Genomic DNA, 25,624 nt, shown 5'->3' with positions numbered 1-25,624 from the left:
GATCAGGCCTCGCCATCCCAGATCAGCACCCGGATCGGCGTCGGGTCGAAGCCGTTGCAGGGATTGTTGATCTGCGGGCAGTTGGAGATGACGCAGAGCACGTCCATCTCGGCGACGAGTTCGACATAGTCGCCCGGCGCGGAAATGCCGTCGACGATCGTCATCTCGCCATTCGGCTTGATCGGCACGTTCATGAAGAAATTGATGTTCGGCACGATATCGCGCTTGCCCATGCCGTGCTTGCTGACTTCGAGTACGAAATTGTCGCGGCAGGCATGCAGATATTTGGTGCCATGGCCGAAGCGTACCGTGTTGCTCTCGCAGGAGCAGGCACCGGCCGAAGTGTCATGACGGCCGCAGCTGTCGGCCGTCATGGTCAGCATGACATTGCCTTCGTTCGACATGATTTTCGTGCCGATGCCGATATAGGCGGCACCCTGCATGCGCATCGTATCCTGATTGGAATAGCGCTCGGAGAAATCATCGGCACGATAGAAGAGCGTGTCGATCGCCTGCTGGCCAAAACTGTCCTCGATGCGGATCGTCTGGCCCTTGCGCACGATGCCGGACCACGGGGCTTCGGCCGCAATGAAATGATCCTGAGCGGCGTTCTGCGGGCTGCGGGTAGCGGAGGTCTGGATGAAATCGGACATCGTTTCCTCCTCAGGCCTGCAGCAAGGTGTTGTTTTCGAAGCCGCGCACGGCTTCGGCGGTCGCCGTGCTGCAAAGATCGTCCGCAGCCGGCACGGGTGCCTTGTAGCGGGTGATGACAACGGGCTTCGGTTGGTAGATGGGGTCCGGATCGAGCGGATGCGGGCAATTGGAAAAGCCGACCAGCATGTCCATCTCGGCACGCAGTTCGACGTAGTCGCCGCTGTTGGAACGCTTGCCCTGCCAGCCGAAACCGCCGGCCTCGGCAAGGCGCACGGGCGCGAAGAGGTTGAGGATAGCAGGAATATCGCGACGGTCGAGGCCGAGCTTGACGGCAACGAGGATAAGGTTGTCTCGGGTGTTGCGGGTCTTTTCGCCGGGATATTTCGCTGCGTTCGAGGCCGCCGTCGAGCCTCCCATCAGGCAGTCATGGGCACCGGAACTATCCTCAATCATCGAGAACATGACGCGGCCCATGTCGGAAAAGATCACACGTCCCTTGCCGAGCGCCGTCGTCCACTGGACCTTGGCTGTATCGACGAGGTTGATCCGTTCGCTCGTATCGGCGGCATTCCAGGCGACGAGCGCCACCGTTGAATTGCCCTCGGCCTGATCGACCCGGATCGCCTCGCCGCGCAGAAGTTTGGTGGACCAGTACCAGCCGCCGGGAATGGTTTCCTGATGGATGATCGCGGCGGCTTCGATCGCCGGTGCCGGCAGCGCGCTTGGGCCGGGCAGGGCCTTGGGCGCGAATTCCAGACCCTTCTTCTGATGCTCCTCGTAGCGCGCGCGATTGGCGGCGATCTCTTCGGGCGAGCGTCTCACATGCATCATAGCATCTCTCCTGATGGTGCCAGGTCGTCCCGGCCATGCCCCAGGGAAGCGACCGGGCCGTCCCGGTCGGGGCTGAAAATCGATGACTGGCCGGCAAGGCGCGGCGGCCAGATGGAAATGTCCTTGGTAATGGTGGCGCCGTAGCGCTCTTTCTCTTCGGGCCGGTCACGGCGGCGCTCGAAGGCGACGACGCGGCTGGCGAGCGTGAAGGCCTCGCGCATGTCATGCGTGACCATGACGACGGTCATCTGCGTTTCGTGCCAGAGCCGCTTCATCAACGTGTGGATCTCTGCGCGGATGCCGGGGTCGAGTGCGCCGAAAGGTTCGTCGAGCAACAGCACTTTCGGCTTCATGATGAGCGCCTGGGCGAGCGCCAGGCGCTGCTGCATGCCGCCGGAAAGCTGTGCTGGATATTTGCTTTCCGAACCGGCGAGCCCGACCTCTGAAATCAGCTGGCGCGCTTCCTCGATGGCGTTGCGGCGTGTCGCGCCGAAGAGCTTGGCCTTGTAGCGCGCGGCTGACAATTCCTTGCCGAGCAGCACATTGCCGAGCACTGTCAGATGCGGAAAGACGGAATAGCGTTGGAAAACGACGCCGCGATCCGGTCCCGGTTCCGGCGGCAGCGGCTCGCCGTCGAGCAGGATCTTGCCTTTCGTCGGCTGCTCCTGGCCGAGCAGCATGCGCAGAAAGGTGGTCTTGCCGCAACCCGACGGGCCGACGAGGGCGACAAAGGCACGGGAGGCGACGGTCAGCGACACGTCCTCCAGCACGATCTGGTCGCCATATTCCTTCCAGACCTTTTCGATCTTCAATTCGCTCATGCCTGCTTCTCCAGTTCCGACCAGGGGAAGACGGCGATGCGCAGGCGATCGAGCAGTGCATTCATGACCACGGCAAGCAGTGTGATCCAGACGACATAGGGGAAGATGATATCCATCGAGAGATAGCGGCGGACGAGGAAGATGCGGTAGCCGAGACCGGAATCCGACGAGATCGCTTCGGCCGCGATGAGGAACAGCCAGGCCGGGCCGAGTTGCAGTCTGAGGCAGGTGATCAAACGCGGCAGGATCTGCGGCAGCACGACCCGTAGGCCGATCTGCCACGAGGAGCCGCCAAGCGTTTCGGCCTTGACGATCTGTTCGCGCGGCAGTTCCAGCGCCTTCAGCGCCAGATCGCGGACCATCGTCGGCGCGACGCCGATGACGATGAGGGCGATCTTCGAGGTTTCTCCGAGCCCCATGACGATGAAGAGAATCGGCAGCAGCGCCAGCGGCGGCACCATGGAGATCACGGCGATGAAGGGGGCAAGCAACGCCCTCAGATAGGGCAGCATGCCGATCAGCATGCCCACGACAAGCGCGATCGCCGTGGAGATGCCGAGGCCGGATAGCAGGCGGATCAGGCTCGCACCGGTATCCGACCAAAGCAGATACTCGCCGGTGCGCGGGTCAGCGACGAAGGCTAGACGGTTAATCGCATCGGCAAATCCCGCAAGGCTCGGCAGAAGCTTATCATTGGCGTTCTCCGCCAGTCGCGCAGCCGAGCCGAAGGCATAGGCAAGGGCGAGCAGCACGAAGGGCAGCAGCATCAAGGCAAACTGTGCGCCCCGGCTTGGCCTCGTGTTGATCCAACGCATGGGAAATGCTCCGCTGGTGAAGAAGGGGAGACGCGATTAAGCCGCGCCTCCGTTGCGATCAGAGCGAACTGTCGGCGGCTGCCTTCATGTAGGTCTCGGTGAAACGCAGCTTCACATTGCCGGTATCGCCCAGCACCTTGCCATCAGGCATTTCGATACCGATGACATCGGCAGACGGTGCACCATTGCCGAGCAGGCCCTTCTCGAAGAGGAAGTTACGGACCAGATCCATCGTCTTCGGCAGGTTCGGCGAAGCGGTGAAGGCAACTGCATCGGCGGGCTTGTCGAAGAGCTTGGTGGCGGCAAGCTGGGCTTCAAAACCGGCGAGATCGGTGCCCGAAGCAGACCCCATTGCTTCACGGGCTGCCTTGCCCTCGGCAGTATCGGCACGCAGAAGAGCGGCTGTCTCGTACCAGATGCCGGCCAGCGCCTTGCCGAAGTTCGGATTATCCTTGAGCACGCCGCTATTGGCGACCATCAGGTCGATGATTTCGCCCGGCACCTGCGAACTGTCGAAAACTTTCTTGGCCGTGGGATCTTCCAGGATGGTGGAAACCAGCGGGTTCCAGGTGACGACGGCGGAGACATCGGCGGTCTTATAGGCAGCGACCATATCTGCGTCGGAGGTGTTGACTACCTTCACGTCCCGCTCGGTCAGTTTGATGCTTTCGAGTGCGCGGGCGAGCAGATAGTGCGAGACGGAGAATTCGACGAGATTGACGTTCTGGCCCTTGATATCGGCCAGGCTCGCCTTGTCCTTCAGGATGACAGCGTCATTGCCGTTCGAGAAGTCGCCCACGATCACAGCCGTCGTGTCGACGCCGCCGGCAGCCGGGATCGACAAGCCATCCATGTTGGTCAGCGTAACGGCATCGAAGGCGCCTGCCGTGTACTGGTTCATCGACTCCACATAGTCGTTGAACTGGGTGACATCGATCTTGATGCCGTATTTGTCGGCCCATTTCTTGACGATGCCGTGGTCAGCCGCATAGCCCCAGGGCATCCAACCGACATAGATGGACCAGGCGACCTTGAATTCGGTCTTCTGTTCGGCCTTGGCGAAGGAGCTGAAGCCCATTGCCAGCGAAGCGGAAAGCGCGGTGATGGAAAGGATCTTCGAAAAAGTCTGCATTGAAATTCCCCTTTTGCTTTTCTTCAAAAGGGATCGGCAATGACCATCGTGCCGCCAATCCCTTGGCTTACGAGGTCTCCCGGGCTTTTGTCCCGCCGTGCACCCGGCGGAATTTCTCCCCCGCCGGTGGTGGCTCTCGGACCAGTCACGCCCTTCGAAAGCGCCGGAACCCTAGCCACCAACTCTGCTCATATCGAAGCAAGCGCTATGCCAGATTATCTATGTGTTTGATTTGTAAGGACTGGTCGATGTGCCGCTTACTTTAAAGCTGCAAAAGTGCATACTCATGCCTAATTATTGATCGAAATGCGAAAGTATCCTGCGGTGATGCATAAAATTTAACGCGCCGCCACGCTCTTCCTGTTCTCGTTGCGCCCGGATCTAACTGTATGGCCTTACCGGTGACCTATGGAATGTCCCTCGACTCCAGTTCCGGGCAGCTTGGCTCGTTTCCGAAGGTGATCTCCCTGCGGTATCCGCCAAGCGTCAGCCCCCTGAAGGTCAGCACGTTCTCATCGCGATAGACGATCTCGCTTCGGTAAATACCCGCGCGTATTGCTCTGTTCCTGGCCCGACTGACATTGCACTGCCCGACCGGTGGCGACACATGCCAATTGGACGTGCCTTGCGTGTCGGTTTGCCAGCCGTCGGCAGGGGCCAGCGTTGAGCTGGCGAGCAGCGCAAATGCTGAAAGTATAAGCTTGGACGACAATCGAGACTTCACGATGTTACTCCGAGGCAATTTCATTATCGATGCTTCCGCCATTATCTGAAATTGCTCAATAAATCATCCGACGGTGCGCCAGCCGGCTTTGACTTCTCGGCGAATGGTGAACAACCACTCTAACAAGACGCTTTCTTTTTAGCGGGGGCTCATTCTGTCGAGAGCGCATGTTTGACGCGCAGGATGGCGACGGCAACAGCTCCGATAACGAGCGGGATCGACACAAGCATCACCAACGGACTGACGTGATAGCCTGCGTGATCGACGGTTTCCAAAACGACCTTAAACAGGCTTAGCAGATAATAGCTGATAGCGATGATGGAGAAGCCCTCTACCGCCCGCTGGATCTTGACCTGGGTTGCGGCGCGATCAGCCATCGCCTGGATCTGGGTGGCATTCTGGTATTCGATTTCAACCTGAATGCGTGTTTGCAGGAGGTCGATCAGGTGCATGGTCGCGTGGGAGAGTTGCTCCAGACGCAAAGCAGTCGCTTCGCAGGTTCGGACGGCCGGTCGGAAGCGCCTTGCAACAAAAACTCCAAACCGCTGGAAACCCGGAACATGAGATTCGCGTAGCTCGCCGATCCGCTCCTCGACAATTTTTGCATAGGCGGCGGTGGCGCCGAAACGATTGCGTGTTTCTGCTGCCGCCGAGATAATCTGCGCGGATAGGCTGGAGATTTCGTCAAGCAGTTTCTTGTGTTCGGTCGCCGGGGTGGTCTGATTTCGGTTCGTCAGTTGGACGAGCTTCTTGTCATAATCCCCAAGCAAGGGAGCCAGCCGTCGGGCCTCGGGGAGACTAAGCAGCGCCATGGCGCGATATGTTTCGATTTCGTAGATTCTGCGCACCATCCTGCCAAGGCGGTAGGCATTCAAGTCCTTGTTGAAGAGAAGGATCCGGCTCGTCTTGTCATCCTGAACACGAAAATCGGAGCATACCTGCGCCGCCCCTCCGCCAATTGAAGACGCGGCGGTATCGCGAAATCCGAATTTCGAGAGAGTTAGCCCAAGCTCCGCCGGCGCAGGCCCGAGCACCAGGATGCCGACCCGAGATATGAGCGCCGGCGCGTCCATGTCTACAAGAGCCGGAATGTCGTCTTCCAAAAGACTGGATCGCGGCCACGTGTCCGTATCTGCGCTCAATTGGGTGACACGCGTGATGGTGACGAATTCGGTGTGGTGCTCCACCTGTGTTCGCGGATCGCCGCTATCATCGCCTTCGGGCAGATAGCGGCTTCCGTGGAGGGCAACGAGGGCAGACGGCATGAGCGCTATATGCTCAACGAAAGCCGGGCCGGTAAAATAGATGGAAGGCCTGGCATGGAGCTCAGCGTTGAAATCCGACATCGTACAATCTCACCGTATTAAGGGTCAAAATGGCCAAGACGACGCCCTAGCGAAAAATCCGTTCGATCGAAGTACACTTCTCCCAAATCAGTCGGATCTCACCAGGTCAACTATCCCAAGGTCTTGCTAATCGATTTTACTTTTCACGGTTAGGATCGGGACCGCCCGAACTGGAAACGGCCCGGTTTCCCGAGCCGTTTCATGATCCCTTTGTCTGATGTCCACGTGAGCTTGCAGGCATAGCCGGCTCACTCCGAAGCGTTCTGGCGACGGAGAGAACTCAAGGCGGCTTCAGGGTTTCAAATCATATGCTTGGTGAGATGCGCGAAGCTCCGCCAAAGTCTTGCCGACGCAGCTACCGCCGCCTGCGCCGCCGGTTGCCTTCGCTTTACCATCCAGGGTGATCGTACCGCCCATGCGTTCGGATGCCACATAGGTTGCGGTACCGTCCTCTGAAATACGCGATATGTAGAAAGCGTGGTAGGTTTCCTTGTATTTGCATTGGATAAGTATTGGAAATTGTTCAAAAGATGGGGTTTGCGCCTCAGCAGTCGCGAGGGGAAGGGCAGTTAGTGCCATCAGGCTTGCGAGGACCACTTTGGCCGGTGCGTTCAATCCTCGATCGGATGCGTGCGTCATTGTTCAACCCCTTTTTTCAAGATCGATCTTCGAAATCCGCAGCATCTAGATCGTCAGCGCGACGAGCGCATCACGATCGAGGACTCGGACAATGCGTTGCAATTTTCCGTTGAGGCAAAGAATGCGTTTTTCGCGTAATTTCGTAAAGCAGCGGGCCACTGTCTCGACCGTCAGCCCGAGATAGTCGGCGATATCGCTACGCGACATCATCATATCGAATTCGCAATCTCCCTGATGACGATCGGCCGTTTCGTAAACAAAGGCGGCGACGCGCTTCAGTGCACTTTGCTCGGTGATGACGAGTTGCTTGTGCTGTGCCTTTGCAAGGTTCGTCAAAGCAATGTGAAGAAGGTCTATGGGGACGACTGCGTCCTGATTGGCGCGAAAGGGCTTGATAGAGGTTTCGCAAACGGCTTCTGCAAAATCGGTTCGTACATTGCCCGTCTCGAGCCCGAACCATTCGCCCTTGCCGCAAAAGGATAGAATGTACCGCTGACCGCTTGCCGTGAGGCGGTAAATCCGCACCGCGCCTGCTTCGACCTGGTAGATCGCAAGCGCGTGTTCACCCTCGCTATAGATCGTCTCGTCGGCCTTGAGCCGGATGGATTGATCCCTGATTGCTCCGGCTGGTCCGCCATGGCGGTGGCCCGAAACTGTCGTGTGCTTTACGATCGTTTGGTTTTGAAGCATCTGCGTCGCCCCCATCCACATCGCAGCATAAGCAATCGTTGCCCGCCCCGATATTCGAGGTATCCCTTACGTATTGCTACGGAAGCCCCGGGCTACCAACCGGTGTATAACGCAATTCCCCCTTGATGAGAGTGATACGACGGTATCGCAGGAGGTCTCAATGGTGTCGGAAGAGGGAGGGGAAAACCGCGCAGTTCATGAGCCTGCAAGCGTGCGTATGCAACTTGACCTTATACTCGCCAGTCCGGAATTCCTTGCCCCTGAGCGCGGACGCCGATTCCTGCAATATATCGTTGAAGAGACACTTGAAGGGCGTAGCGAACAGCTCAAGGCCTATACGATTGCACAAGCGGTTTTTGGGCGCGATGCCTCCTTCGATGCACAGAATGATCCCGTCGTCCGCATCGAGGCCGGACGAATTCGTCGCGCGCTCGAACGCTATTATCTCGTCAGCGGAAGCAATGACCCAATCCGGATTACCGTGCCCAAAGGAGGGTATGCGCCCCATTTTTCGAGCGAGGAAAACCGTTCGAACGGAGGAGAAATTTCCGCTCCGCAAAACCGCGAGAACATACGGCGGCCCCCGAGGCAGGGGCAGCCGGTCAGCTATCGTGATCTCCTGTTGCCGATCGGGGTCCCCGCACTGTTCGGGGTAATGGCCGTACTCGCCCTTGTTCGTCCGCTTGAAGCCTATCTCTCCCCACCAAAGGCGCTGCCGGTGCCTGCCGCGTCAACGTCGGAGAACAAGGTCAGGATCGCGATCGAACCTTTTATCGCACTCGGCGGCAGCACGCAGGCCTCTGATTTCGTAAAGGGATTGGCCGATCAGTTGATCGCAAAGTTTATGAGGGTGGAAAGCCTAATCGTGCTTGCCCCCAGCCGCTCCGGGCCAGAAGTGACAGGCTCGCATTTAAACCTGCAAGGAAGCGCCCTCGTCGAGGGCACGATCCTTCATCTTCATGTCCGCCTGATAAACGCCTCCGACGGCGCGGTCATTTGGGCCAATCAATATGATCGAGACCTGCGCGGCCAGACTATTCTCGACGTCGAGGACGAGATCGCCGCTCAAATCGCCATGGCGATTTCGAATAGTCACAGGCTGAGCGGCGTAAGCGCCGATCCTTAGGCCCTACTGTGCGGGCAGAGGGGGGATGACTAATCCCGAGGCGCGCAGTCCGTTCAGGAAGCGCTCCTGGTCCTCCGGTCGTTGCAGACGGAGTGCGACCTCCTGGCGGATATTCGTCATCAACGCTGGCGCGTGGATATTGAGCCAATCCCGTTCGAGAATGGCCTCGTCCGTCTTTCCGGCCGCTCCGAGTATGGATAGCAGCAGAAGGCGATGCAGAACATTGTGATCGACATCGGACCTCCGCGACCACTTTTCCGCCTCTTCGATATCTCCCTTCATCAACGCGCACAGAGCCAGACCGTTTTCATAATAACCTCTGGTGCCGACACCCTTGTTGAGGGCGATCGACAACAATTCGCAGCCCGACTGCCATTTTCCCGACAACGCCAATCGAAGGCCATACTCGCCCGCGACTTCCACGTCATCGGGATCGGCAGCATAGGCTGCCGTACCCGCCTTCAGGGCGTCGTCGATATCTCCCCTGAAGAAGCTCACCAGCATCTGCGCTTGCAGCACATGGGGATTGCCCGGCGCGAGTGATACTGCTCGCTCCACCGCAGCGCTCGCCAGCGCAAGAGGCTGCGATGACGATGACGTGCCGAGCCTGTGGCGGTACCTGATTTCGTCGAGATAGATCATGGACAGCAGCGCCCAGGAAACCGCATTGTCAGGGAACCGCTGGGTTGCTCGCTGCAAGCATTCGCGTGTCGCGCTGTGGCTTTGCGCGGTCATGGTCTGACGATAGCTGGAATAGGCAAGCGTGCATTCGTGGGCCCTCCGGTCTTCCGTCTGTGCCGGGGGCGCTATCATATCCTTGTCGGTCTGAAAGATGACGCCATAGGGTTGTGCAATTGCATCGGCGATTTTTCGCGCGACATCGCCTTGAATCACAAGCTTGTTCTGATCTCGAAGATCCCCATCGAAATTATTGGCCCAGATGACGGCTCCATCCGCTTGGCGCACCAGCCTGGCGGCAGCTCGCAGCCTGCTTCCATCGATCTGGACATTGCCCTGCAACAGGTAGGCGGCAGCTGCGACATGCTCATCACGGAGCGGATCTGCGACGACAATGATGTCATCGAACTGGGCGAGCTGCCCGATAATGTCGTCCCGCAGACCACGCGCGATATCGGAGCCGTCGTCAGCCGGGTTGCCATCCGCAAAAAAATCGACAACCACCCTTGGCTCCAGATGTGCCGTCGGCAATGCCGCGATTGGCACATCACGCCAAGACAGTGCGAAGGTGAGGGCCAGGAGAAGAAGGGCAAGGACGACAGCCACCACAGTTCCGAGACCAAGGCGGGCTATCCATCCCCTAGGACGTGATTCCTCAAGCGAATGTCCTTGATCTTCGTGCTCTACATTTCGGGGATCTTTCGAGATCTCGACCGGTTCAGCCGGAGCCTGCGCAGCCCGCGCATATTCGAAATGCGGCACATATCCGCCTTTGGGCACCGTAATGACGACGTTGTCCCTCTGGCCTGCGACGAGATAATAACGCTCGAGTGCCTTGCGTATTCGGCCGGCCTCGATCCGGACAACTGGATCGTTCTGCGGGTCGAATGAAGCTTCCCGGCCAAAAACTACATTTGCTATTGTAAACGCCTTCAGGAAGTCCGATCGACCGGCAAGCGTCTCGTTGACGACGAATTCCAGGAAATTTCGTCCACGCTTCGGCGCGTGAAATTCCTCACTGGTAAGGATTCGTTCGACCTGTCGGCAAATCTCGTCAGCTGTCGGCTCAATACTGCTGAAATCATTGACCCTTGCGCTTCTCATGATCGCCCCTACGACAAAGATCACACGCAGCTATATAAGTCAGTTCTAACGCATCATACCGCACAAGCCTGAGGTTGCAAGAATTGCTTTAGGATTGCCGAGTATAAGTTGACCAGCTGCTGAAGGGCAAAGCTTTCGCGGTTTCAGGTGGTTGAGATGCAGCATCAATGGTTATGGCCATACGCATGAGTTCTGCCAGATTGCGCGCCCCCATTTTTGCCATCACATTGGCACGGTGGACCTCCACCGTGCGCGAGCTGATGCCGAGTTGATACGCAATCATCTTGTTCTGCGCCCCATCGAGGACGCCGATCAGAACCTGATATTCGCGCTCGGTCAGCTGGCGGAGCCGTGTGGCGACGCTGCCAGAATCAGGTAGAATCCTGCTGGTCCGCCTCTGGTCCATCGCTCCGTTGATGGCCGCAACAAGCATGTCTTCCTTCAACGGTTTTTCCAGGAAATCGAATGCCCCGGCCTTCATCGCCTGTACAGCCGCGGCAATATCGCCGTGGCCGGTAATGACGATTGCCGGCACGTCTATGCCGAGGCGTCGCAGGCGATGGAGCAATTCGATGCCGCTGCTGTCAGGCATGCATAGATCAGTGACAAGACAGCTTCGGCCGGACAGCGGCAGAAGTTCCAGGAACGCCTTCGCAGAACTATGTGCACGAACGGCAAAGCCTGCCGACACCAGTAAAAACGTCAGAGAGCGCCGGAGCGACTCCTCGTCGTCGACGAGATGGATCGTAAGGTCATTCGCCATTGATCGTGGTCTCCGCCAGCGGAAGCGAAAGCGAAAGGACCGAGCCTCCCTGTATTCCCTTGCGCGCGCCTATGCGGCCTCCATGCGCTTCGATGATACGTTTCGATAATGCCAGCCCCATGCCAAGTCCGCGCGGTTTACTGGTCACAAAGGGACGAAACAGCGCCGCTTCGATCTCGGCGGCAATTCCGCAGCCATTATCGGACACCTCGACGACCAGCGAGAAGTCCTCGGTTCTGGTTCGGATTGCGATGGTTGGCTGCTCAATGCCATCGGTCGCCTCGACGGCATTGTGAAGAAGATTCATCAGCACCTGGACGATCTGGACGCGGTCCGCGACGACGATATCCCGCTCCGCGTCGAGCCGTATATCGGTTAGAAGGCCTTTCCGGGCTGATCCGGCGAGCCCAAGCGCTGTCGCTTCGCGGATCAGCGCGTGCATCGCCTCCGGCCGCTTCTCACCGGCGCCGCGCTTTGCAGCGTCCCGGATGTTCTTGACGATCGTTCCTGCCCACGAGGCGTGCTGTGTAATCTCTGACAGAGCTTCACGAAGCTCCTCGCCGTGCCGGCGGCCATCGTTCGTCACAAGGCGCGTACACCCCTCGGAGTAGGCGGCGATCGAGGACAGCGGCTGGGAGAGTTCATGTGCCAGCGTTGCCGTCATCTCTCCGAGGGCGACTATCCTGGCGAGACGTGCCAGCTCACATTGAAGCTCCTGAATCTGATGCAATGTCCCGCGTTCAGTCCGGAAATCCTCAAAGATCGCAGCCGCGAAGGTTTCTTTTTCGCCTTTTTCTCGGATGATGGTCAGGGCAGTTGGAAACTGAACGCCGCTCTTGGTGGTTGCCAGGCCCGCACGCACTACGCCTTGGTCCGCCCAGCGTCCCTTGATCTGAATATCCGGCATTGAAGACCAGACGAAGTCGATCTTGCGGTCGAGCAATTCATCTTCCTCATAACCGAACAAAGTCACCGCAGCCCTGTTACAGGCCGAAATTCTATTGCTGGCGGTCATGAAAAACACCGCGTCGGGCATGAGTTCGTAGAGTTGCCGGATCCAGATCGCCTGTTGTCCGTCCTCCCCCGACAGGTTTGGCGCTGAGTCAGGGCGTGCTAATCGCGATCCGCTGAACGAGGTTCGTCCCATCCCGCCCGGGACAAAGGAACGATATCCGGCAACTTGCGGCGCCTCCATCTTGGTGGACATGATGGTCTCCTCCGCCCTTTGAGAAGCAATCCAGGGCCTCGACGGCCTTCCCTTCTCAACAATGACGTGAGTTTACCATCTTTGGATGGGGGATCAGTGTAGTATCGCGTAGACTCTATTGGTCTTTTTCTGCAACCGGACCTGCTGAAGGACCGGCGAGCCGGCGCTTTGGCGCGGCCTCATCTCCATTGATCCGGCTCAATGCCTCTGGCTCGCTGTTCCGCTACTCTGCGACGCGATGGGTTTACAGCCATTTGAGGGAGCTGGAAGATGAGAAAGTTTGCTCTTGCTATTGCTATTGCAACCGCTGCGTCGTTGGTGACACCTGTTGGCGCGCAGCAGAGCCGCAAGGAATTCCGGCGCATGAATTGGGCCGAAAACCTGCCGGAGCACATCAGAACCTATCACGACAAGCGGTTTTCCATCGTCAGTTTTCGAACCGCAGTTGAAGTCGGCGCAATGCCGAGGCCGGGCAGCGCTGAACACGTCAAGGAAATCCGGACGGCGATCCGTTCCAACTCATGGCTCGTTCAGCAACTGAAGGCCAAGAAACTGACACCCAATCAGATCGAATGGGTGACGCGCGCCCGCAACGGCAACCTGACGTTCTACATCGAATGAGCGAGCATGCAGGGTTCCCGCGAAGGAAGCCGCGCGATCGCGAATCCATCAAAAGGCAGGACATAGCGGAGGTCGTTGCGGCATCCGCGCGCTGGCAGGAAAAATCACGCCGGCCGAGTGACCGGCATTCCGAAACAGGGCCTCTTGTTGGTCGACGCTCGTTCATCGTCGGGGAGGGTTCGGTGATGTGGCGGTTGGTCGTCGAAGCTCCGTTCGAAGAGGATATAGAACTCGCCGTCATAGACGACGAAGGCGTCCATGCCCTTGTTTTTCCCTGCCTTCGTCTGCCCGGCGGATGGGCTAACGCGCTCACCGGCGAGTTGCTGGACGTTCATCCAACCCATTGGCGTTCGTGGCCGATACAGCGTTGCGATACGTCCGACCTTCATTGAATGGAACTGCATTCTCTGGAGGCTAGGCCAGGGAGTTGCAAATGCTGCAATGCACCTTGTCTGCAATCAATGACATGCCCCTGCCTGCCCAAATAGGCTGCCAGCAGGCTGAACGTGTTTAATGGTCGGCGGCGCAGCCGCCATCCTAAGGCTGGAAGGAGGACCGCATGCGTGGTTTCGGTGTTCATTCTGAGGTCGGAAAACTGAGAACCGTCATGGTCTGCAAGCCATCTCTGGCCCATCAGCGCCTGACGCCTGCAAACTGCCATGACCTTCTTTTCGACGATGTCTTGTGGGTGCATGAGGCCCAGAAGGATCACTATGATTTTGTCCTGAAGATGCAGGAAAGAGGGGTCGAAGTTCTCGAGCTCCATGACCTGCTCGGCCAGGCGCTCTCCAACAAGCAGGCACGCGATTTCGTGCTGGATCGACGCGTCACCCCGAACGTGCTCGGCTCGCAGATCGCCGAGGCGATGCGGCCATGGCTCGACGAGATGCCGGCCCCACAGCTAGCCGCCTTCATGATCGGCGGCATTTCAATTTCCGATCTGCCTGATGTCAGGGCGAAGTCGCTGATGCTGAGTGCCCTGCCGGAAACCGATTTCGTCATCCCGCCCATCCCCAACACCCTGTTCCAGCGCGACCCTTCCTGCTGGATTTATGGCGGGGTAACGTGCAATCCGATGTTCTGGCCGGCAAGACGCGCCGAGACGCTGATCCAACGCGCGATCTATAAATTTCACCCGATATTCCACGGCGGCGACTTCCGGATCTGGTGGGGCGATTCCGACAATCAGTTCGCCAATGCCTCGATGGAGGGTGGTGACGTGATGCCGATCGGCAATGGCACAGTTCTGATCGGCATGGGCGAACGCACCACCTATCAGGCCGTCGGCCAGGTGGCGCAGGCCCTCTTCAGGAACAAGGCGGCAAAGCGGGTGATCGGCTGTCTGATGCCGAAGAGCCGCGCGGCAATGCATCTCGATACGGTCTTCAGCTTCTGCGATCGCGATATCGTCACGCTGTTTGCGGAAGTCGTCGACCAGATCCGCTGCTACAGCATGTATCCGGTAGACGACGACGGCACATTCGAGATTCATCCCGAAAGCCAGCCGATGCTCGATGTTGTGGCCGAAGCGCTCGATCTGCCGCTATTACGCACGGTCGAAACAGGCGGCAATTCCTATCAGGCGGAACGCGAGCAATGGGACGATGGCAATAACGTCGTCGCGCTCGAACCCGGTGTCGTCGTCGCCTACGACCGGAATACCTATACCAACACGCTACTGCGCAAGGCGGGTGTCGAGGTCATCACCATTCGAGGTTCCGAACTCGGCCGCGGCCGCGGTGGCGGGCATTGCATGACGTGCCCCATCTGGCGCGATCCGGCTTATTGACGTTTTCACTCACAAAACTGACCGACGGAGCAAGACCATGAGCTTCAATCTGCGAAATCGCTCGCTTCTAACCGTGCAGGATTATACGCCGCGGGAATTCCGCTATCTCCTTGATCTCGCCCGAGATCTGAAGCGGGCCAAATATGCCCGCACCGAGCAGGAGCACCTGAAGGGCAAGGAAATCTGCCTTATCTTCGAGAAGACCTCGACCCGGACAAGATGCGCTTTCGAAGTCGCCTGCTCGGACCAGGGCGCCAATGTCACCTATCTCGATCCGTCGGGCTCGCAGATCGGGCACAAGGAATCTTTCAAGGACACGGCACGGGTGCTGGGGCGCATGTATGATGCGATCGAGTATCGCGGTTCCGCGCAGAAGGGCGTGGAGACGTTGGCAAAATATGCCGGAGTGCCGGTCTATAACGGCCTGACGGATGAATATCATCCGACGCAGATGATTGCCGACGTCATGACCATGCGTGAACACAGCGACAAGCCGATCGCTGCCATCAAATATGCTTATGTCGGTGACACACGCTCGAATATGGGGCATTCGCTTTTGATCGTCGGCTGCCTGCTCGGCATGGATGTGCGCATCTGCGGCCCAAGATCACTGTGGCCTTCGGAAGAATATATGAAGATCGCCAAGGATCTGCAGCAGGCCTCGGGCGCGCGCCTGCTGGTTACCGAAGATCCCAAGGAGGCCGTCAAGGACGTCGATTTCATCCACACCGATGTCTGGGTTTCGATGGGCGAGCCGAAGGATGTCTGGCGCGAACGCATCAAGCTGCTCACTCCCTACCAGGTGAACAAGGAGCTGATGAAAGCGACCGGCAATCCGCAGACCAAGTTCATGCATTGCCTGCCCGCATTCCATGACACCGAAACCACGCTCGGCAAGCAGATCGCCGAAGATTACGGCATGGAGAACGGCCTCGAAGTGACCAATGACGTCTTCGAATCCGAGGCCAATGTCGCCTTCGAGCAGGCGGAAAATCGCCTGCACACGATCAAGGCCCTGCTCGTCGCTACTTTGGGAGATTAGAATGCGTGTGGTCATTGCACTCGGCGGCAATGCGCTTCTCCGGCGCGGGGAGCCTATGACTGCCGATACCCAGAGGCGAAATGCGCGCCTCGCGGCCCAGGCGATCGCGCCCCTGGCGGCTGAACATGAACTTGTCATAACCCATGGCAATGGACCACAGGTTGGGCTGCTGGCACTCCAGGGAGCGGCCTATAAACCCGAGGAGGCCTATCCGCTTGATGTTCTCGGTGCCGAGACAGAAGGCATGATCGGTTACATGCTGGAGCAGGAACTCGGCAATCTCCTGCCATTCGAGCAACCCCTGGCGACGCTTCTGACCATGGTGGAGGTCGATGCCGCCGATCCCGGCTTCCAGAACCCCACCAAGTTCGTCGGACCAGTCTATGACAAGGGCGAGGCGGATCGGATCCGCACGGAAAAGGGATGGGTATTCAAACAGGATGGCGAGAAATGGCGTCGCGTCGTGGCCTCGCCGATACCGAAGCGCATCTTCGAGATCCGTCCGGTTCGCTGGCTACTCGAAGAGCGGACGATCGTCATCTGTGCAGGTGGCGGCGGCATACCGACCATGTATGAAAAAGGCGCCGACAGGAAGCTGATCGGTGTCGAAGCCGTCATCGACAAGGATCTCTGCTCGGAGCTCCTGGCGCGGGATCTCAACGCCGACATGCTGATCATGGCAACGGATGCCGACGCCGTCTGCATCGACTGGGGCAAGCCGTCTCAGAAGGCAATCCATCGCGCCCGTCCTGATGATCTCAACCAGTTCTCCTTCCCCGCCGGCTCGATGGGGCCGAAAGTGGACGCCGCCTGCCATTTCGCACGGGCAAACGGCAAGACAGCCGCAATCGGTTCCCTTGCCGACATCGGCGGAATGGTCCGGGGCGAGCGCGGGACACTCATTAATACCGGCTTTGACGGCTTGAGCTGGCACTAATCTCTCTACACAAACACTATCCCGAGACGGCCGGGCGCGATGCTGCAGCTGCTGCCGTCTCCTTGTCTGTCGCTTCGGCCGCGTTTCGTCTTTGCCAGACATAGACAGGAATACCAAGCATCAGCAACACGAGGCCATAGAGCACCGGTTCTGCTCCGGAGCCGTAGAGGGTGAAGATCGCAAAGACAAAGGCGATAAGTTCGATCGCGCTTACTCTTGGCATTCGCCCGAGCGTCGCGCCGGCAACAAGAGTTCCGGCAAGCGAACAGAAGGCATAGGGAACGACGGCGGCCATTGTGCTCAGCCCCACCATCAATCGATAGACGGCGGCAAAGCCTTCTGAGCCAAGTGCCTGAACGAGCACCAGGATCGTTGCGAAAAGAGCTGAAATAACCATGCCCCATGCAGGCACGCCACGCGAGGAGAGCCGGGCAAAAAGCGGCGGAAATAGACCGTCGCGGGCCGCCGCCATCGGAACCTGCCCCATGAGAAGGGTCCAGCCATTGAGCGCACCGATCGAGGACACAAGCACGGCGATCGAGATTGCCAGCTCGCCCGGCCGGCCCCACATAACCCCCGCCGCCTGGGAAAAGGGCGCGACCGAATGGATGAGCTGTTCGCGGGGCAAGAGGCCCATCACCACGACAGTGCCAAGCACGTAAAGCGCGGCGGCGATCGATATCCCAAGTACAGTCGATCGCGGAATGGTCCGCTCCGCATTTTCGACGTCGCCGGCAGGAACTGTCGCCGATTCCAAGCCCAGATAGGCGAACATGGTGAGAGGCGCCAGCGTTGCAAATGACTGCAGCAGCGGCTGGCCGCTCGGGTTGAATTCGGCGAAATGCGATGTGTCGATATATAGAAGGCCGATAATGGCAACGGCGCCGAAGGGGAGCAGCTTGGCATAGGTCGTGACCTGCGCGAAGAGGCCAGCGGCGTGGACGCCGCGAAGATTGACGAGCACGATCGCCCAGATAACGCCGAGCGTCAGCACAGTCGCGGTGAAGCGGTTACTGAGGGCAGGGAAGAGATCGACCATCACGCCGGTAAAGGCAATCGCGATTACGGGCAGCGATGTCCAGATGGAAATCCAATAGCCCCAGGCGATGAGGAAGCCTGCGAAATCGCCGTAACCGAGCCGCGTATAGGCATAGGGACCACCAACGGCGGGCACGAGCCTCGCCAGGCGCGCGAAGGTGAGGCCGAGGCAGATCGCACCGGCACCCATGAGGATCCAGACGATGATCGCAAGGTTGCCGTAGGGTGCAACCGCGGCCGGCGAAAGGTAAAATCCGGACCCAACCATGTTTCCAACAACGATGGCTGTGCAGGCGCCAAGTCCAAGGCTCTTGCCATTCGACGAGGTTGTCATGAAATCCCTCCCGTGAGCCGGCCTCCGGAAGCCGATGGCTCTTCGGACCGCCTTCGAGCCGCGATTGTCGTTGCAAAAACGGGCTCCCGCAATCCGGATCAATGCGTAGTCTGTCGGTCTGGTTTAGCCTTCAACATCAGGGTAAAGCAGCTACTCACAGTGCTGGAGGTGACGTTGATGTTGGGCGAGCAGGGGTTTCTCAGGATCTCGATTGCAGCCACCGTTGTGGTCGCGGTGCTCGGAGTTGTCTTCGGCATTCTGTCCGGCTCATTCTCCATCGCCTTCGACGGCGTCTATTCGCTGGCCGATGCGGCGATGACCGGGCTTGCACTCTGGGTTTCTACCCTGATCATCAAGTCGACGCAGAGCGATGCCCAGTCTGGCAGGATCCGAAACCGCTTCACCATGGGGTTCTGGCATCTAGAGCCGATCGTATTGATGCTCAATGGCTGCCTGCTGATGACGGTCGGTGTCTATGCATTGATCAGCGCGATCATCAGCATTCTGAACGGCGGCCATGAACTACGTTTTGGCATGGCGATCGCCTATTCCGCGGCAACCGTGCTCGTCTGCGCCATCATGGCTGTCCTCGGCATCCGGTTCAACCGCCGCATCAAATCCGATTTCATCTCGCTCGATATCAAGGCCTGGATCATGTCGGGCGGCATCGCGCTTGCACTGCTTATCGCATTTCTCATCGGCATGGCCGTCCAGGCGACACCTGTTGCCTGGGTCGCCAGCTATATGGACCCTGCGGTCCTGATCCTCGTCTGTCTTGTCATGATCCCACTCCCGATCGGCACGATCTGGAAAGCGCTGACCGAAATCCTGCTGATCGCGCCTGTCGATCTGCAAGAGCACGTGGACCGCATCGCATCCGACACGGTACGCCGCCTCGGCTTCGTCTCGCACCGCGCCTATGTCGCCCAGGTCGGCCGCGCCAAGCAGATCGAACTCTACTTCATCGTGCCCGAAGGGCTTCCCGCGAAAACTATCGAGGAGTGGGACGCGCTGCGCGACGAGATCGGCAATGCGATCGGTGATGAAAGCGCCAATCGCTGGCTGACCATTGCCTTCACCGCCGATCACGAATGGGCGGAATAGCCCCGGCACGAGGCTTCCCCCTTCGCCGTGAAATGCTTCCCGTCACGTTGATTGCAATCAACGACGCTGCACTACCCGTCATGTACCATCCTTCAACCTGAGATGCAGACGGCTGCATGGCGGCCGCAGCGTTTGACCCCTCGGTTTCTGGAGGAACGCATGGAATTCCAGACGGCATTTCCTATCGCTGTTATCGACGAGGATTTTGATGGCAAGAGTGCTGCCGGACGCGGTATGCGCGATCTGGCGGCCGCCATCGAGAAGGAAGGATTCCGGATCGTCTCCGGCGTGTCCTATGAAGACGCCCGTCGTCTGGTCCATGTCTTCAACACCGAATCCTGCTGGCTGGTCTCCGTTGATGGCACCGAGGACAAGGCGACACGCTGGCAGGTGCTGGGCGAGGTTCTGGCAGCCAAACGGCAGAGAAACGACCGTCTGCCGATCTTCCTCTTTGGCGACGACACGACCGCGGAAGATGTACCTGCCGCAGTGTTGCGGCACGCCAATGCCTTCTTCCGGCTGTTCGAAGATTCAGCGGAATTCATGGCCCGCGCCATCGCGCAGGCCGCCCGCAACTATCTGGACCGGCTGCCGCCGCCGATGTTCAAGGCGCTGATGGATTATACGCTGGAGGGTGCCTATTCCTGGCACACACCGGGCCATGGCGGCGGCGTCGCCTTCCGCAAGAGCCCCGTCGGTCAGCTCTTCTATACGTTCTTCGGCGAAAACACGCTGCGATCGGATATTTCGGTATCGGTCGGCAGCGTCGGTTCGCTTCTCGATCATGTCGGGCCGATCGCCGAGGGCGAGCGCAATGCGGCGCGCATCTTCGGCACGGATGAGACCCTTTTCGTCGTCGGCGGCACGTCGACCGCCAACAAGATCGTCTGGCACGGCATGGTCGGGCGCGGCGATCTCGTGCTCTGCGACCGAAACTGCCACAAGTCGATCCTGCACTCGCTCATCATGACGGGCGCGACACCCATCTATCTGACGCCGTCCCGCAATGGGCTCGGCATTATCGGTCCGATCTCGAAGGACCAGTTCACCCCTGAATCGATCGCCGGCAAGATTGCTGCCAGTCCCTTTGCCGGGCAAACCAGCGGCAAGGTCCGGCTGATGGTCATCACTAATTCGACCTATGACGGGCTCTGCTACAATGTCGATGCCATCAAGGCGTCGCTGGGGGATGCGGTCGAAGTGCTGCATTTCGACGAAGCCTGGTATGCCTATGCGAATTTCCACGAATTCTACGATGGCTTCCACGGCATCTCGTCGAACCAGCCCGCCCGATCGCAGAACGCCATCACCTTCGCCACGCACTCGACGCACAAGCTGCTGGCCGCCCTGTCGCAGGCATCGATGATCCACATCCAGCATGCCGAGAACAAGCGTCTCGACATCACCCGCTTCAACGAAGCCTTCATGATGCACACATCGACCTCGCCGCAATATGGCATCATCGCCTCCTGCGATGTCGCCGCCGCGATGATGGAGCAGCCGGCTGGCCGCGCGCTGGTGCAGGAGACGATCGACGAGGCGATCAGCTTCCGCCGGGCGATGAATGCCGTCAGGAAACAGACGGACGGAAGCTGGTGGTTCGATGTCTGGGAGCCGACGGTTGCCGAACAGACGCCGAGTGACACCCATGCCGACTGGGTCCTGAAGCCCGATGATGCCTGGCATGGTTTTACCGGCCTTGCCGAAAATCATGTCATGGTCGATCCGATCAAGGTCACCATCCTGTCGCCGGGCCTCTCGGCAAGCGGCGTGATGGACGAGCACGGGATCCCGGCGGCCGTCATCACCAAGTTCCTGTCGTCGCGGCGCATCGAGATCGAAAAGACCGGTCTCTATTCTTTCCTCGTACTTTTCTCGATGGGCATCACCCGCGGCAAATGGAGCACGCTCGTCACCGAACTCCTCAATTTCAAGGATCTCTATGACGCCAATGCGCCGCTGACCCGGGCGCTGCCGGCGCTCGCCGCAGCCCATCCGGAAGCCTATGCCGGCATGGGACTGAAAGATCTCTGCGAGCAGATCCACGCAATCTATCGCAAGGACGATGTGCCGAAGGCGCAGCGCGAGATGTACACGGTCCTGCCGGAAATGGCCCTGCGGCCCGCCGATGCCTACGACCGGCTGGTCAAGGGCAAGATCGAGAGCGTCGAGATCGACAATCTCATGAACCGCATCCTCGCGGTGATGATCGTTCCCTATCCACCGGGAATTCCCTTGATAATGCCGGGCGAGCGGATCACCCAGTCGACCAAGTCGATCCAGGATTACCTGCTTTACGCCCGTGACTTCGACAGCAAGTTCCCAGGTTTCGAAACCGATATTCACGGCCTTCGCTTCGCGCCCGGTGATGGCGGACGTCGCTACCTTGTCGATTGCATTGCAGGGGAGGGCCAGGAATGATCCCGCGTGATGTGAAGTCTCCGACGGTCGCCATACCCTTCCACAAGATGCTGAAGATCGTGGCGATCATCGACCGCGACAATTTTCAGGCACAGGCGCTGGTATCGCAGATCACCGCTGACGGATTCGAGGTGGAGTTGCGCGACGATTATTCCGCCGATGTCTCCGAGGATGCTGATGTCGGCGCCTATATCGGCTCGGTCGAGGGCGGCAAGCTGCCGGCGGCGCGCAGCTTCCTTCGTTCCGTCAGGGAGATCGGTTTTCGCACGCCGATCTGGGCTATGGCCGATACGCTGACGATTGCCGACATGGATGTCGTGGAAATGGCCGGTGAGGTGGATGGTTTCGTCTATCTCGGCCAGCAGACACCGACCTTCTATGCCAAGCAGATCGTCTCCAGCGCGGTCAATTACGGCAAGTCGCTGCTGCCGCCCTTCTTCGGCGGCATGATGGCCTATGACGGCGAGGCCAATATCGCCTTCGATTGCCCGGGGCATCAGGGCGGCCAGTTCTATCGGAAATCGCCGGCTGGGCAGCTTTTCTTCAAATATTTCGGCGAGAGCATTTTTCGAAACGACCTCTGCAACGCCGATGTCGATCTCGGCGACCTGCTGATCCATGAAGGCCCCGCCGTCGAAGCCCAGAAACAGGCAGCGCGCATCTTCGGCGCGGATCGCACCTACTTCATCCTCAACGGCACGAGCACCTCCAACAAGGTGGTGGCCAATGCCGTATTGCGCAGCGGCGATCTTGTGCTCTTCGACCGCAACAATCACAAGTCCCTGCATCAGGGCGCTCTCGTGCAAGCCGGCGCTATTCCGATCTATCTGCCGACCGCCCGCAATTCCTTCGGCATGATCGGTGCTGTCGATTGGGCGGCCTGGGACGAGGGCTGGCTGCGGCAGAAGATCGAGGAGCACCCGCTGGTCACCGACAAGAGCCGGGCGAAGGGTGAGAGGCCTTTCCGTCTCGCCTGTATCCAGCTCGCGACCTATGACGGCACGATCTACAATGTGCAGCAGGTCATGGAGAAGATCGGCCATCTCTGCGATTACGTGCTCTGGGACGAAGCCTGGATTGGCTATAACGCCTTTCATCCGCTCTTTGATGGCCATAGCCCGATGCGCCTCAAGGACCTCGGTGCCGACATGCCGGGTCTGTTTTCCACCCAGTCCGTCCACAAGCAGGGCGCAGGCTTCTCGCAGGCGTCACAGATCCACAAGCGGGACGAACATATCAGCGGCCAGCGCCGCTTCGTCGAACACAAGCGCTTCAATGAATCGCTGCTGATGCATGTTTCGACCTCACCCTTCTATCCGCTTTTCGCCTCGCTCGATGTCAACGCCAAGGTCCATGAGGGCAAGGCCGGCGAGATGCTGTGGGACCGCTGCATCGAACTCGGCATCGAGGTGCGCAAGAAGCTGCGCGGCTTCGTCAACCACTACGAGAGCAAGGCGGCAAGCCCCGAAGAACAATGGTTTTTCGATCCTTTCGTCCCGGACAAGGTCTCGGTTTCAGGCTCGAAGCACACCGGCGACATCGCCGATACCAGATGGGAAGATATCCCGACCGATGTGCTCAAACGCGAGCAGCAATGCTGGCGGTTCGATCCGCAGGCGAAGTGGCATGGTTATTCGGGCTATGCGCCGGGCTATACCATGGTCGATCCGAACAAGCTCGCAATACTCACGCCTGGTATTGACCGGAAGACCGGCGAATATCGCGAATTCGGCATCCCGGCGACTGTCGTTGCCAATTATCTGCGCGAGCAGAGGGTGGTGCCGGAAAAATGCGATCTGAACAGCCTGCTCTTCCTGCTGACGCCTGCCGAAGACGAAAGCAAGCTGAACACGCTGGTCGCCAAGCTCGTCAAGTTCAAGAACCTCTGGGACCGCGACGCGCCGCTGCAGGAGGTGCTGCCGACCGTGTACGCGGCCAATCGCGAGCGCTATGCCGGCTATACCGTTCGCCAGGTTTGCCGGGAGATGCATTCCTTCTACCGCGAGGCCGGCGTCAAGGAACTGCAGCGTCTGTGCTTCCGTTCCGAGAGCTTCCCGGAGCCCGCAATTGCGCCCAAGCAAGCCTATGAAGCGCTGGTCGCCAACAATGTCGATTACGTACCGCTGACGGAAGCCGCCGGCCGGATCTCCGCGACGCTGGCGCTGATCTATCCGCCCGGTATCGGCGTGATCGTGCCCGGCGAGCGCTGGGACGATCGGGCGCGGCCGATGCGCGACTATTTCCTGGCCTTCGAGGAATCCTTCAATCGCTTCCCGGGCTTCAACTACGAGGTCCAGGGCGTGTTCCAGGAGCGGATCGATGGGCGGATCAAATTCCACACATATGTCGTGCGCGAGTAGCGGGTAGGGAGGATTTCGTCATGACCGATAACACGATGCATCTCGCGGCCGAGACCACGGCCAAGAAGAAGATGAACCTTGTGCAGCTCACCTTCATCGTCGCCGTCAACATGATGGGCTCGGGCATCATCATGCTTCCCGCCAACATGGCCCAGGTCGGTGCGATCTCGCTGCTATCCTGGCTCGTGACCGCCGTCGGCTCGATGGCGATCGCCTATGGCTTTGCCCAGGCCGGGCTGTTCAACCAGCGCCCCGGCGGCATGTCCGCCTATGCGGAAGATGCCTATGGGAAGGACGGCTATTTCATGGTGTTCTTCCTGTATTTCCTGTCGCTTGCCGTCGGCAACGTGGCGATCGGCATTTCGGCTGTTGGTTATCTCGCCGGCTTCTTTCCGGCTCTGACCTCGACCCCCATCATGACCTGCCTGGCGCTGATCGTCCTTCTGTGGCTGACCACGGCCGCCAATTTCGGCGGACCGCGCATCACCGGCCGCATCGGGTCGATCACGGTCTGGGGCGTCATCCTTCCCGTCGGATTGCTGTCGATCATCGGCTGGCTGTGGTTCGGCTCCAGCACGTTCGCGGCCGCCTGGAACCCGAAAGGACTATCGCTTGCGCAAGGGATGGGATCGAGCATCTCGTTGACCCTCTGGGCCTTCCTCGGCATGGAATCAGCCGCACAGAATTCCGATGCCGTCGAAAATCCCAAGCGCGATGTGCCGCTCGCCTGCATGTTCGGGACGCTCGGTGCAGCCGTCATCTACATCCTGTCGACGACGGTCATTCAGGGCATCGTGCCGAATGCGGATCTCGCGACCTCCACCGGGCCGTTCGCGCTCGCCTATGCCACCATGTTCAACCCGACTGTTGGTTCGATCATCATGGCGCTTGCGGTGCTCGCCTGCCTCGGTTCGCTGCTCGGCTGGCAGTTCACGATTGCCCAGACGGCGAAGACCGCCGCCGACGAGCGGATGTTCCCGTCCATTTTCTCGCGGGTCAACGAGATGGGTGCACCGGTGCGGGGGATGATCATTCTCGGCATCGTGCAGACCTGCCTTGCCCTGATGACCATATCGCCGACGCTGAGCGAACAGTTCTCCGCACTGGTCAATCTCGCTGTCGTCACCAATGTGCTGCCTTACATCATCTCGCTGTCTGCGCTGTTCGTCATGATGAAGGCCGCCCGCGTGCCGCCGGCGAAATACAAGCTGAATGCCACGATCGCGCTTATCGGCATGGCCTATAGCGTCTTCGCCATCTACGCCTCCGGCAAGGATGCAGTGCTCGGCGGCATGATCGTCACAGGCATCGGTTTCATCATCTACGGCCTGATCGCCCCGCGCTTTTCCGGCGGCGTGAACCGGGCTCCGGCCGAATAACAGAGGGAGGACCAATCATGTCAAAGAGAAATGGTCGCCGGGCGGTGATCGCCGCCTCCGTCCTCGCTA

The 25,624-nt window shown here is 59.2% G+C and carries 23 protein-coding genes and 1 riboswitch; of the genes, 9 read left to right on the top strand and 14 right to left on the bottom strand.

What is annotated here, in order from left to right:
* Window positions 1–2: 2 nt before the first annotated feature.
* The 9 genes from FHT93_RS26940 to FHT93_RS26905 form a co-directional block, all read right to left on the bottom strand.
* On the bottom strand, window positions 3–653 hold the full coding sequence (locus FHT93_RS26940; RefSeq protein WP_113201986.1) for an urea amidolyase associated protein UAAP2: 651 nt from the start codon (window positions 651–653) through the stop codon (window positions 3–5).
* A 10-nt stretch (window positions 654–663) separates the two neighbouring features.
* Window positions 664–1,485: an urea amidolyase associated protein UAAP1 gene (locus FHT93_RS26935; protein WP_113201985.1), complete on the bottom strand. Its 822-nt coding sequence runs from the start codon at window positions 1,483–1,485 to the stop codon at window positions 664–666.
* Window positions 1,482–2,306 (bottom strand): ABC transporter ATP-binding protein, encoded by an 825-nt coding sequence (locus FHT93_RS26930; protein WP_183850325.1) that lies wholly within the window; start codon window positions 2,304–2,306, stop codon window positions 1,482–1,484. The genes FHT93_RS26935 and FHT93_RS26930 overlap by 4 nt, the downstream gene beginning before the upstream one ends.
* The gene (locus FHT93_RS26925; protein ID WP_112545353.1) at window positions 2,303–3,121 is read right to left on the bottom strand and encodes an ABC transporter permease subunit; all 819 of its coding nucleotides are present in this window, start codon (window positions 3,119–3,121) and stop codon (window positions 2,303–2,305) included. Before FHT93_RS26925 ends, FHT93_RS26930 begins: the two co-directional genes overlap by 4 nt.
* A gap of 58 nt (window positions 3,122–3,179) precedes the next feature.
* Window positions 3,180–4,253, bottom strand: coding sequence for a putative urea ABC transporter substrate-binding protein (locus tag FHT93_RS26920; protein WP_183850324.1), 1,074 nt, complete (start codon window positions 4,251–4,253; stop codon window positions 3,180–3,182).
* Between the two features lie 74 nt (window positions 4,254–4,327).
* Window positions 4,328–4,439, bottom strand: a riboswitch (guanidine-I (ykkC/yxkD leader).
* Window positions 4,440–4,659: 220 nt separating this feature from the next.
* Window positions 4,660–4,977: a hypothetical protein gene (locus FHT93_RS35715; protein WP_112545488.1), complete on the bottom strand. Its 318-nt coding sequence runs from the start codon at window positions 4,975–4,977 to the stop codon at window positions 4,660–4,662.
* Between the two features lie 149 nt (window positions 4,978–5,126).
* Window positions 5,127–6,323 carry a DUF3422 domain-containing protein gene (locus FHT93_RS26915; protein ID WP_183850322.1) on the bottom strand — a complete coding sequence of 399 codons (1,197 nt, stop codon included), beginning with the start codon at window positions 6,321–6,323 and terminating at the stop codon, window positions 5,127–5,129.
* Between the two features lie 291 nt (window positions 6,324–6,614).
* A complete protein-coding gene (locus FHT93_RS26910; RefSeq protein ID WP_183850320.1) occupies window positions 6,615–6,962 on the bottom strand; it encodes a hypothetical protein in 348 nt (115 codons plus the stop codon).
* Between the two features lie 45 nt (window positions 6,963–7,007).
* Window positions 7,008–7,652, bottom strand: coding sequence for a helix-turn-helix domain-containing protein (locus tag FHT93_RS26905; protein WP_183850318.1), 645 nt, complete (start codon window positions 7,650–7,652; stop codon window positions 7,008–7,010).
* Window positions 7,653–7,812: 160 nt separating this feature from the next.
* Here FHT93_RS26905 and FHT93_RS26900 point away from each other — a divergent pair, with 160 nt between their 5' ends.
* Window positions 7,813–8,778, top strand: coding sequence for a hypothetical protein (locus FHT93_RS26900; protein WP_112545356.1), 966 nt, complete (start codon window positions 7,813–7,815; stop codon window positions 8,776–8,778).
* Between the two features lie 3 nt (window positions 8,779–8,781).
* Here the strand turns inward: FHT93_RS26900 and FHT93_RS26895 are convergent, their stop codons facing one another.
* From FHT93_RS26895 to FHT93_RS26885, 3 genes are all read right to left on the bottom strand, one after another.
* The gene (locus FHT93_RS26895; protein WP_183850317.1) at window positions 8,782–10,560 is read right to left on the bottom strand and encodes a hypothetical protein; all 1,779 of its coding nucleotides are present in this window, start codon (window positions 10,558–10,560) and stop codon (window positions 8,782–8,784) included.
* Window positions 10,561–10,648: 88 nt separating this feature from the next.
* On the bottom strand, window positions 10,649–11,323 hold the full coding sequence (locus tag FHT93_RS26890; protein WP_183850315.1) for a response regulator: 675 nt from the start codon (window positions 11,321–11,323) through the stop codon (window positions 10,649–10,651).
* Window positions 11,313–12,530, bottom strand: coding sequence for an ATP-binding protein (locus FHT93_RS26885; RefSeq protein ID WP_183850313.1), 1,218 nt, complete (start codon window positions 12,528–12,530; stop codon window positions 11,313–11,315). Before FHT93_RS26885 ends, FHT93_RS26890 begins: the two co-directional genes overlap by 11 nt.
* A gap of 270 nt (window positions 12,531–12,800) precedes the next feature.
* Here FHT93_RS26885 and FHT93_RS26880 point away from each other — a divergent pair, with 270 nt between their 5' ends.
* A complete protein-coding gene (locus tag FHT93_RS26880; protein ID WP_112545359.1) occupies window positions 12,801–13,151 on the top strand; it encodes a hypothetical protein in 351 nt (116 codons plus the stop codon).
* Between the two features lie 104 nt (window positions 13,152–13,255).
* Here the strand turns inward: FHT93_RS26880 and FHT93_RS36050 are convergent, their stop codons facing one another.
* Window positions 13,256–13,495 carry a hypothetical protein gene (locus tag FHT93_RS36050; protein ID WP_162710120.1) on the bottom strand — a complete coding sequence of 80 codons (240 nt, stop codon included), beginning with the start codon at window positions 13,493–13,495 and terminating at the stop codon, window positions 13,256–13,258.
* Window positions 13,496–13,710: 215 nt separating this feature from the next.
* Here FHT93_RS36050 and arcA point away from each other — a divergent pair, with 215 nt between their 5' ends.
* Genes arcA through arcC form a run of 3 tightly spaced genes read left to right on the top strand, consistent with a single transcriptional unit; the run spans window position 13,711 to window position 16,919 of the window.
* Complete coding sequence (arcA, locus tag FHT93_RS26870; protein ID WP_183850311.1) at window positions 13,711–14,940, top strand: arginine deiminase; 1,230 nt, start codon at window positions 13,711–13,713, stop codon at window positions 14,938–14,940.
* Window positions 14,941–14,977: 37 nt separating this feature from the next.
* Entirely contained in the window at window positions 14,978–15,982 is a 1,005-nt protein-coding gene (locus FHT93_RS26865) for an ornithine carbamoyltransferase (protein ID WP_113138751.1), read from the top strand.
* Window position 15,983: 1 nt separating this feature from the next.
* The gene (gene arcC, locus FHT93_RS26860; protein ID WP_113146425.1) at window positions 15,984–16,919 is read left to right on the top strand and encodes a carbamate kinase; all 936 of its coding nucleotides are present in this window, start codon (window positions 15,984–15,986) and stop codon (window positions 16,917–16,919) included.
* Window positions 16,920–16,935: 16 nt separating this feature from the next.
* On the opposite strand, the gene FHT93_RS26855 is transcribed toward arcC, so the two are convergent.
* Window positions 16,936–18,291 carry an amino acid permease gene (locus FHT93_RS26855; RefSeq protein ID WP_112545363.1) on the bottom strand — a complete coding sequence of 452 codons (1,356 nt, stop codon included), beginning with the start codon at window positions 18,289–18,291 and terminating at the stop codon, window positions 16,936–16,938.
* A gap of 177 nt (window positions 18,292–18,468) precedes the next feature.
* On the opposite strand from FHT93_RS26855, the gene FHT93_RS26850 reads away from it, so the two are divergent.
* From FHT93_RS26850 to potE, 4 genes are all read left to right on the top strand, one after another.
* Window positions 18,469–19,395 carry a cation transporter gene (locus FHT93_RS26850; protein WP_113116999.1) on the top strand — a complete coding sequence of 309 codons (927 nt, stop codon included), beginning with the start codon at window positions 18,469–18,471 and terminating at the stop codon, window positions 19,393–19,395.
* Window positions 19,396–19,554: 159 nt separating this feature from the next.
* Entirely contained in the window at window positions 19,555–21,816 is a 2,262-nt protein-coding gene (locus tag FHT93_RS26845; protein WP_183850310.1) for an arginine/lysine/ornithine decarboxylase, read from the top strand.
* Complete coding sequence (gene speC, locus FHT93_RS26840; RefSeq protein WP_183850308.1) at window positions 21,813–24,176, top strand: ornithine decarboxylase; 2,364 nt, start codon at window positions 21,813–21,815, stop codon at window positions 24,174–24,176. The genes FHT93_RS26845 and speC overlap by 4 nt, the downstream gene beginning before the upstream one ends.
* A 20-nt stretch (window positions 24,177–24,196) precedes the next feature.
* On the top strand, window positions 24,197–25,555 hold the full coding sequence (gene potE, locus FHT93_RS26835; protein WP_183850306.1) for a putrescine-ornithine antiporter: 1,359 nt from the start codon (window positions 24,197–24,199) through the stop codon (window positions 25,553–25,555).
* The last annotated feature ends 69 nt before the right edge of the window (window positions 25,556–25,624 follow it).

Origin of the sequence: Rhizobium sp. BK379, from assembly GCF_014193955.1 — a bacterium.
Taxonomy (GTDB): domain Bacteria; phylum Pseudomonadota; class Alphaproteobacteria; order Rhizobiales; family Rhizobiaceae; genus Rhizobium.
This window is presented reverse-complemented; position numbering and strand designations above follow the sequence as displayed.

Coding starts and splice junctions, on each gene's coding strand:
- FHT93_RS26845 (WP_183850310.1), top strand. CDS start 19,555: ATGGAATTCCAGACGGCATTTCCTATCGCTGTTATCGACGAGGATTTT.
- arcA (WP_183850311.1), top strand. CDS start 13,711: ATGCGTGGTTTCGGTGTTCATTCTGAGGTCGGAAAACTGAGAACCGTC.
- FHT93_RS26900 (WP_112545356.1), top strand. CDS start 7,813: ATGGTGTCGGAAGAGGGAGGGGAAAACCGCGCAGTTCATGAGCCTGCA.
- FHT93_RS26905 (WP_183850318.1), bottom strand. CDS start 7,652: ATGCTTCAAAACCAAACGATCGTAAAGCACACGACAGTTTCGGGCCAC.
- FHT93_RS26850 (WP_113116999.1), top strand. CDS start 18,469: ATGTTGGGCGAGCAGGGGTTTCTCAGGATCTCGATTGCAGCCACCGTT.
- FHT93_RS26935 (WP_113201985.1), bottom strand. CDS start 1,485: ATGATGCATGTGAGACGCTCGCCCGAAGAGATCGCCGCCAATCGCGCG.
- FHT93_RS26865 (WP_113138751.1), top strand. CDS start 14,978: ATGAGCTTCAATCTGCGAAATCGCTCGCTTCTAACCGTGCAGGATTAT.
- FHT93_RS26920 (WP_183850324.1), bottom strand. CDS start 4,253: ATGCAGACTTTTTCGAAGATCCTTTCCATCACCGCGCTTTCCGCTTCG.
- FHT93_RS26940 (WP_113201986.1), bottom strand. CDS start 653: ATGTCCGATTTCATCCAGACCTCCGCTACCCGCAGCCCGCAGAACGCC.
- FHT93_RS26915 (WP_183850322.1), bottom strand. CDS start 6,323: ATGTCGGATTTCAACGCTGAGCTCCATGCCAGGCCTTCCATCTATTTT.
- FHT93_RS26930 (WP_183850325.1), bottom strand. CDS start 2,306: ATGAGCGAATTGAAGATCGAAAAGGTCTGGAAGGAATATGGCGACCAG.
- FHT93_RS26880 (WP_112545359.1), top strand. CDS start 12,801: ATGAGAAAGTTTGCTCTTGCTATTGCTATTGCAACCGCTGCGTCGTTG.
- FHT93_RS26895 (WP_183850317.1), bottom strand. CDS start 10,560: ATGAGAAGCGCAAGGGTCAATGATTTCAGCAGTATTGAGCCGACAGCT.
- FHT93_RS36050 (WP_162710120.1), bottom strand. CDS start 13,495: ATGGGTTGGATGAACGTCCAGCAACTCGCCGGTGAGCGCGTTAGCCCA.
- FHT93_RS26855 (WP_112545363.1), bottom strand. CDS start 18,291: ATGACAACCTCGTCGAATGGCAAGAGCCTTGGACTTGGCGCCTGCACA.
- speC (WP_183850308.1), top strand. CDS start 21,813: ATGATCCCGCGTGATGTGAAGTCTCCGACGGTCGCCATACCCTTCCAC.
- FHT93_RS26910 (WP_183850320.1), bottom strand. CDS start 6,962: ATGACGCACGCATCCGATCGAGGATTGAACGCACCGGCCAAAGTGGTC.
- FHT93_RS26890 (WP_183850315.1), bottom strand. CDS start 11,323: ATGGCGAATGACCTTACGATCCATCTCGTCGACGACGAGGAGTCGCTC.
- FHT93_RS26885 (WP_183850313.1), bottom strand. CDS start 12,530: ATGTCCACCAAGATGGAGGCGCCGCAAGTTGCCGGATATCGTTCCTTT.
- arcC (WP_113146425.1), top strand. CDS start 15,984: ATGCGTGTGGTCATTGCACTCGGCGGCAATGCGCTTCTCCGGCGCGGG.
- potE (WP_183850306.1), top strand. CDS start 24,197: ATGACCGATAACACGATGCATCTCGCGGCCGAGACCACGGCCAAGAAG.
- FHT93_RS26925 (WP_112545353.1), bottom strand. CDS start 3,121: ATGCGTTGGATCAACACGAGGCCAAGCCGGGGCGCACAGTTTGCCTTG.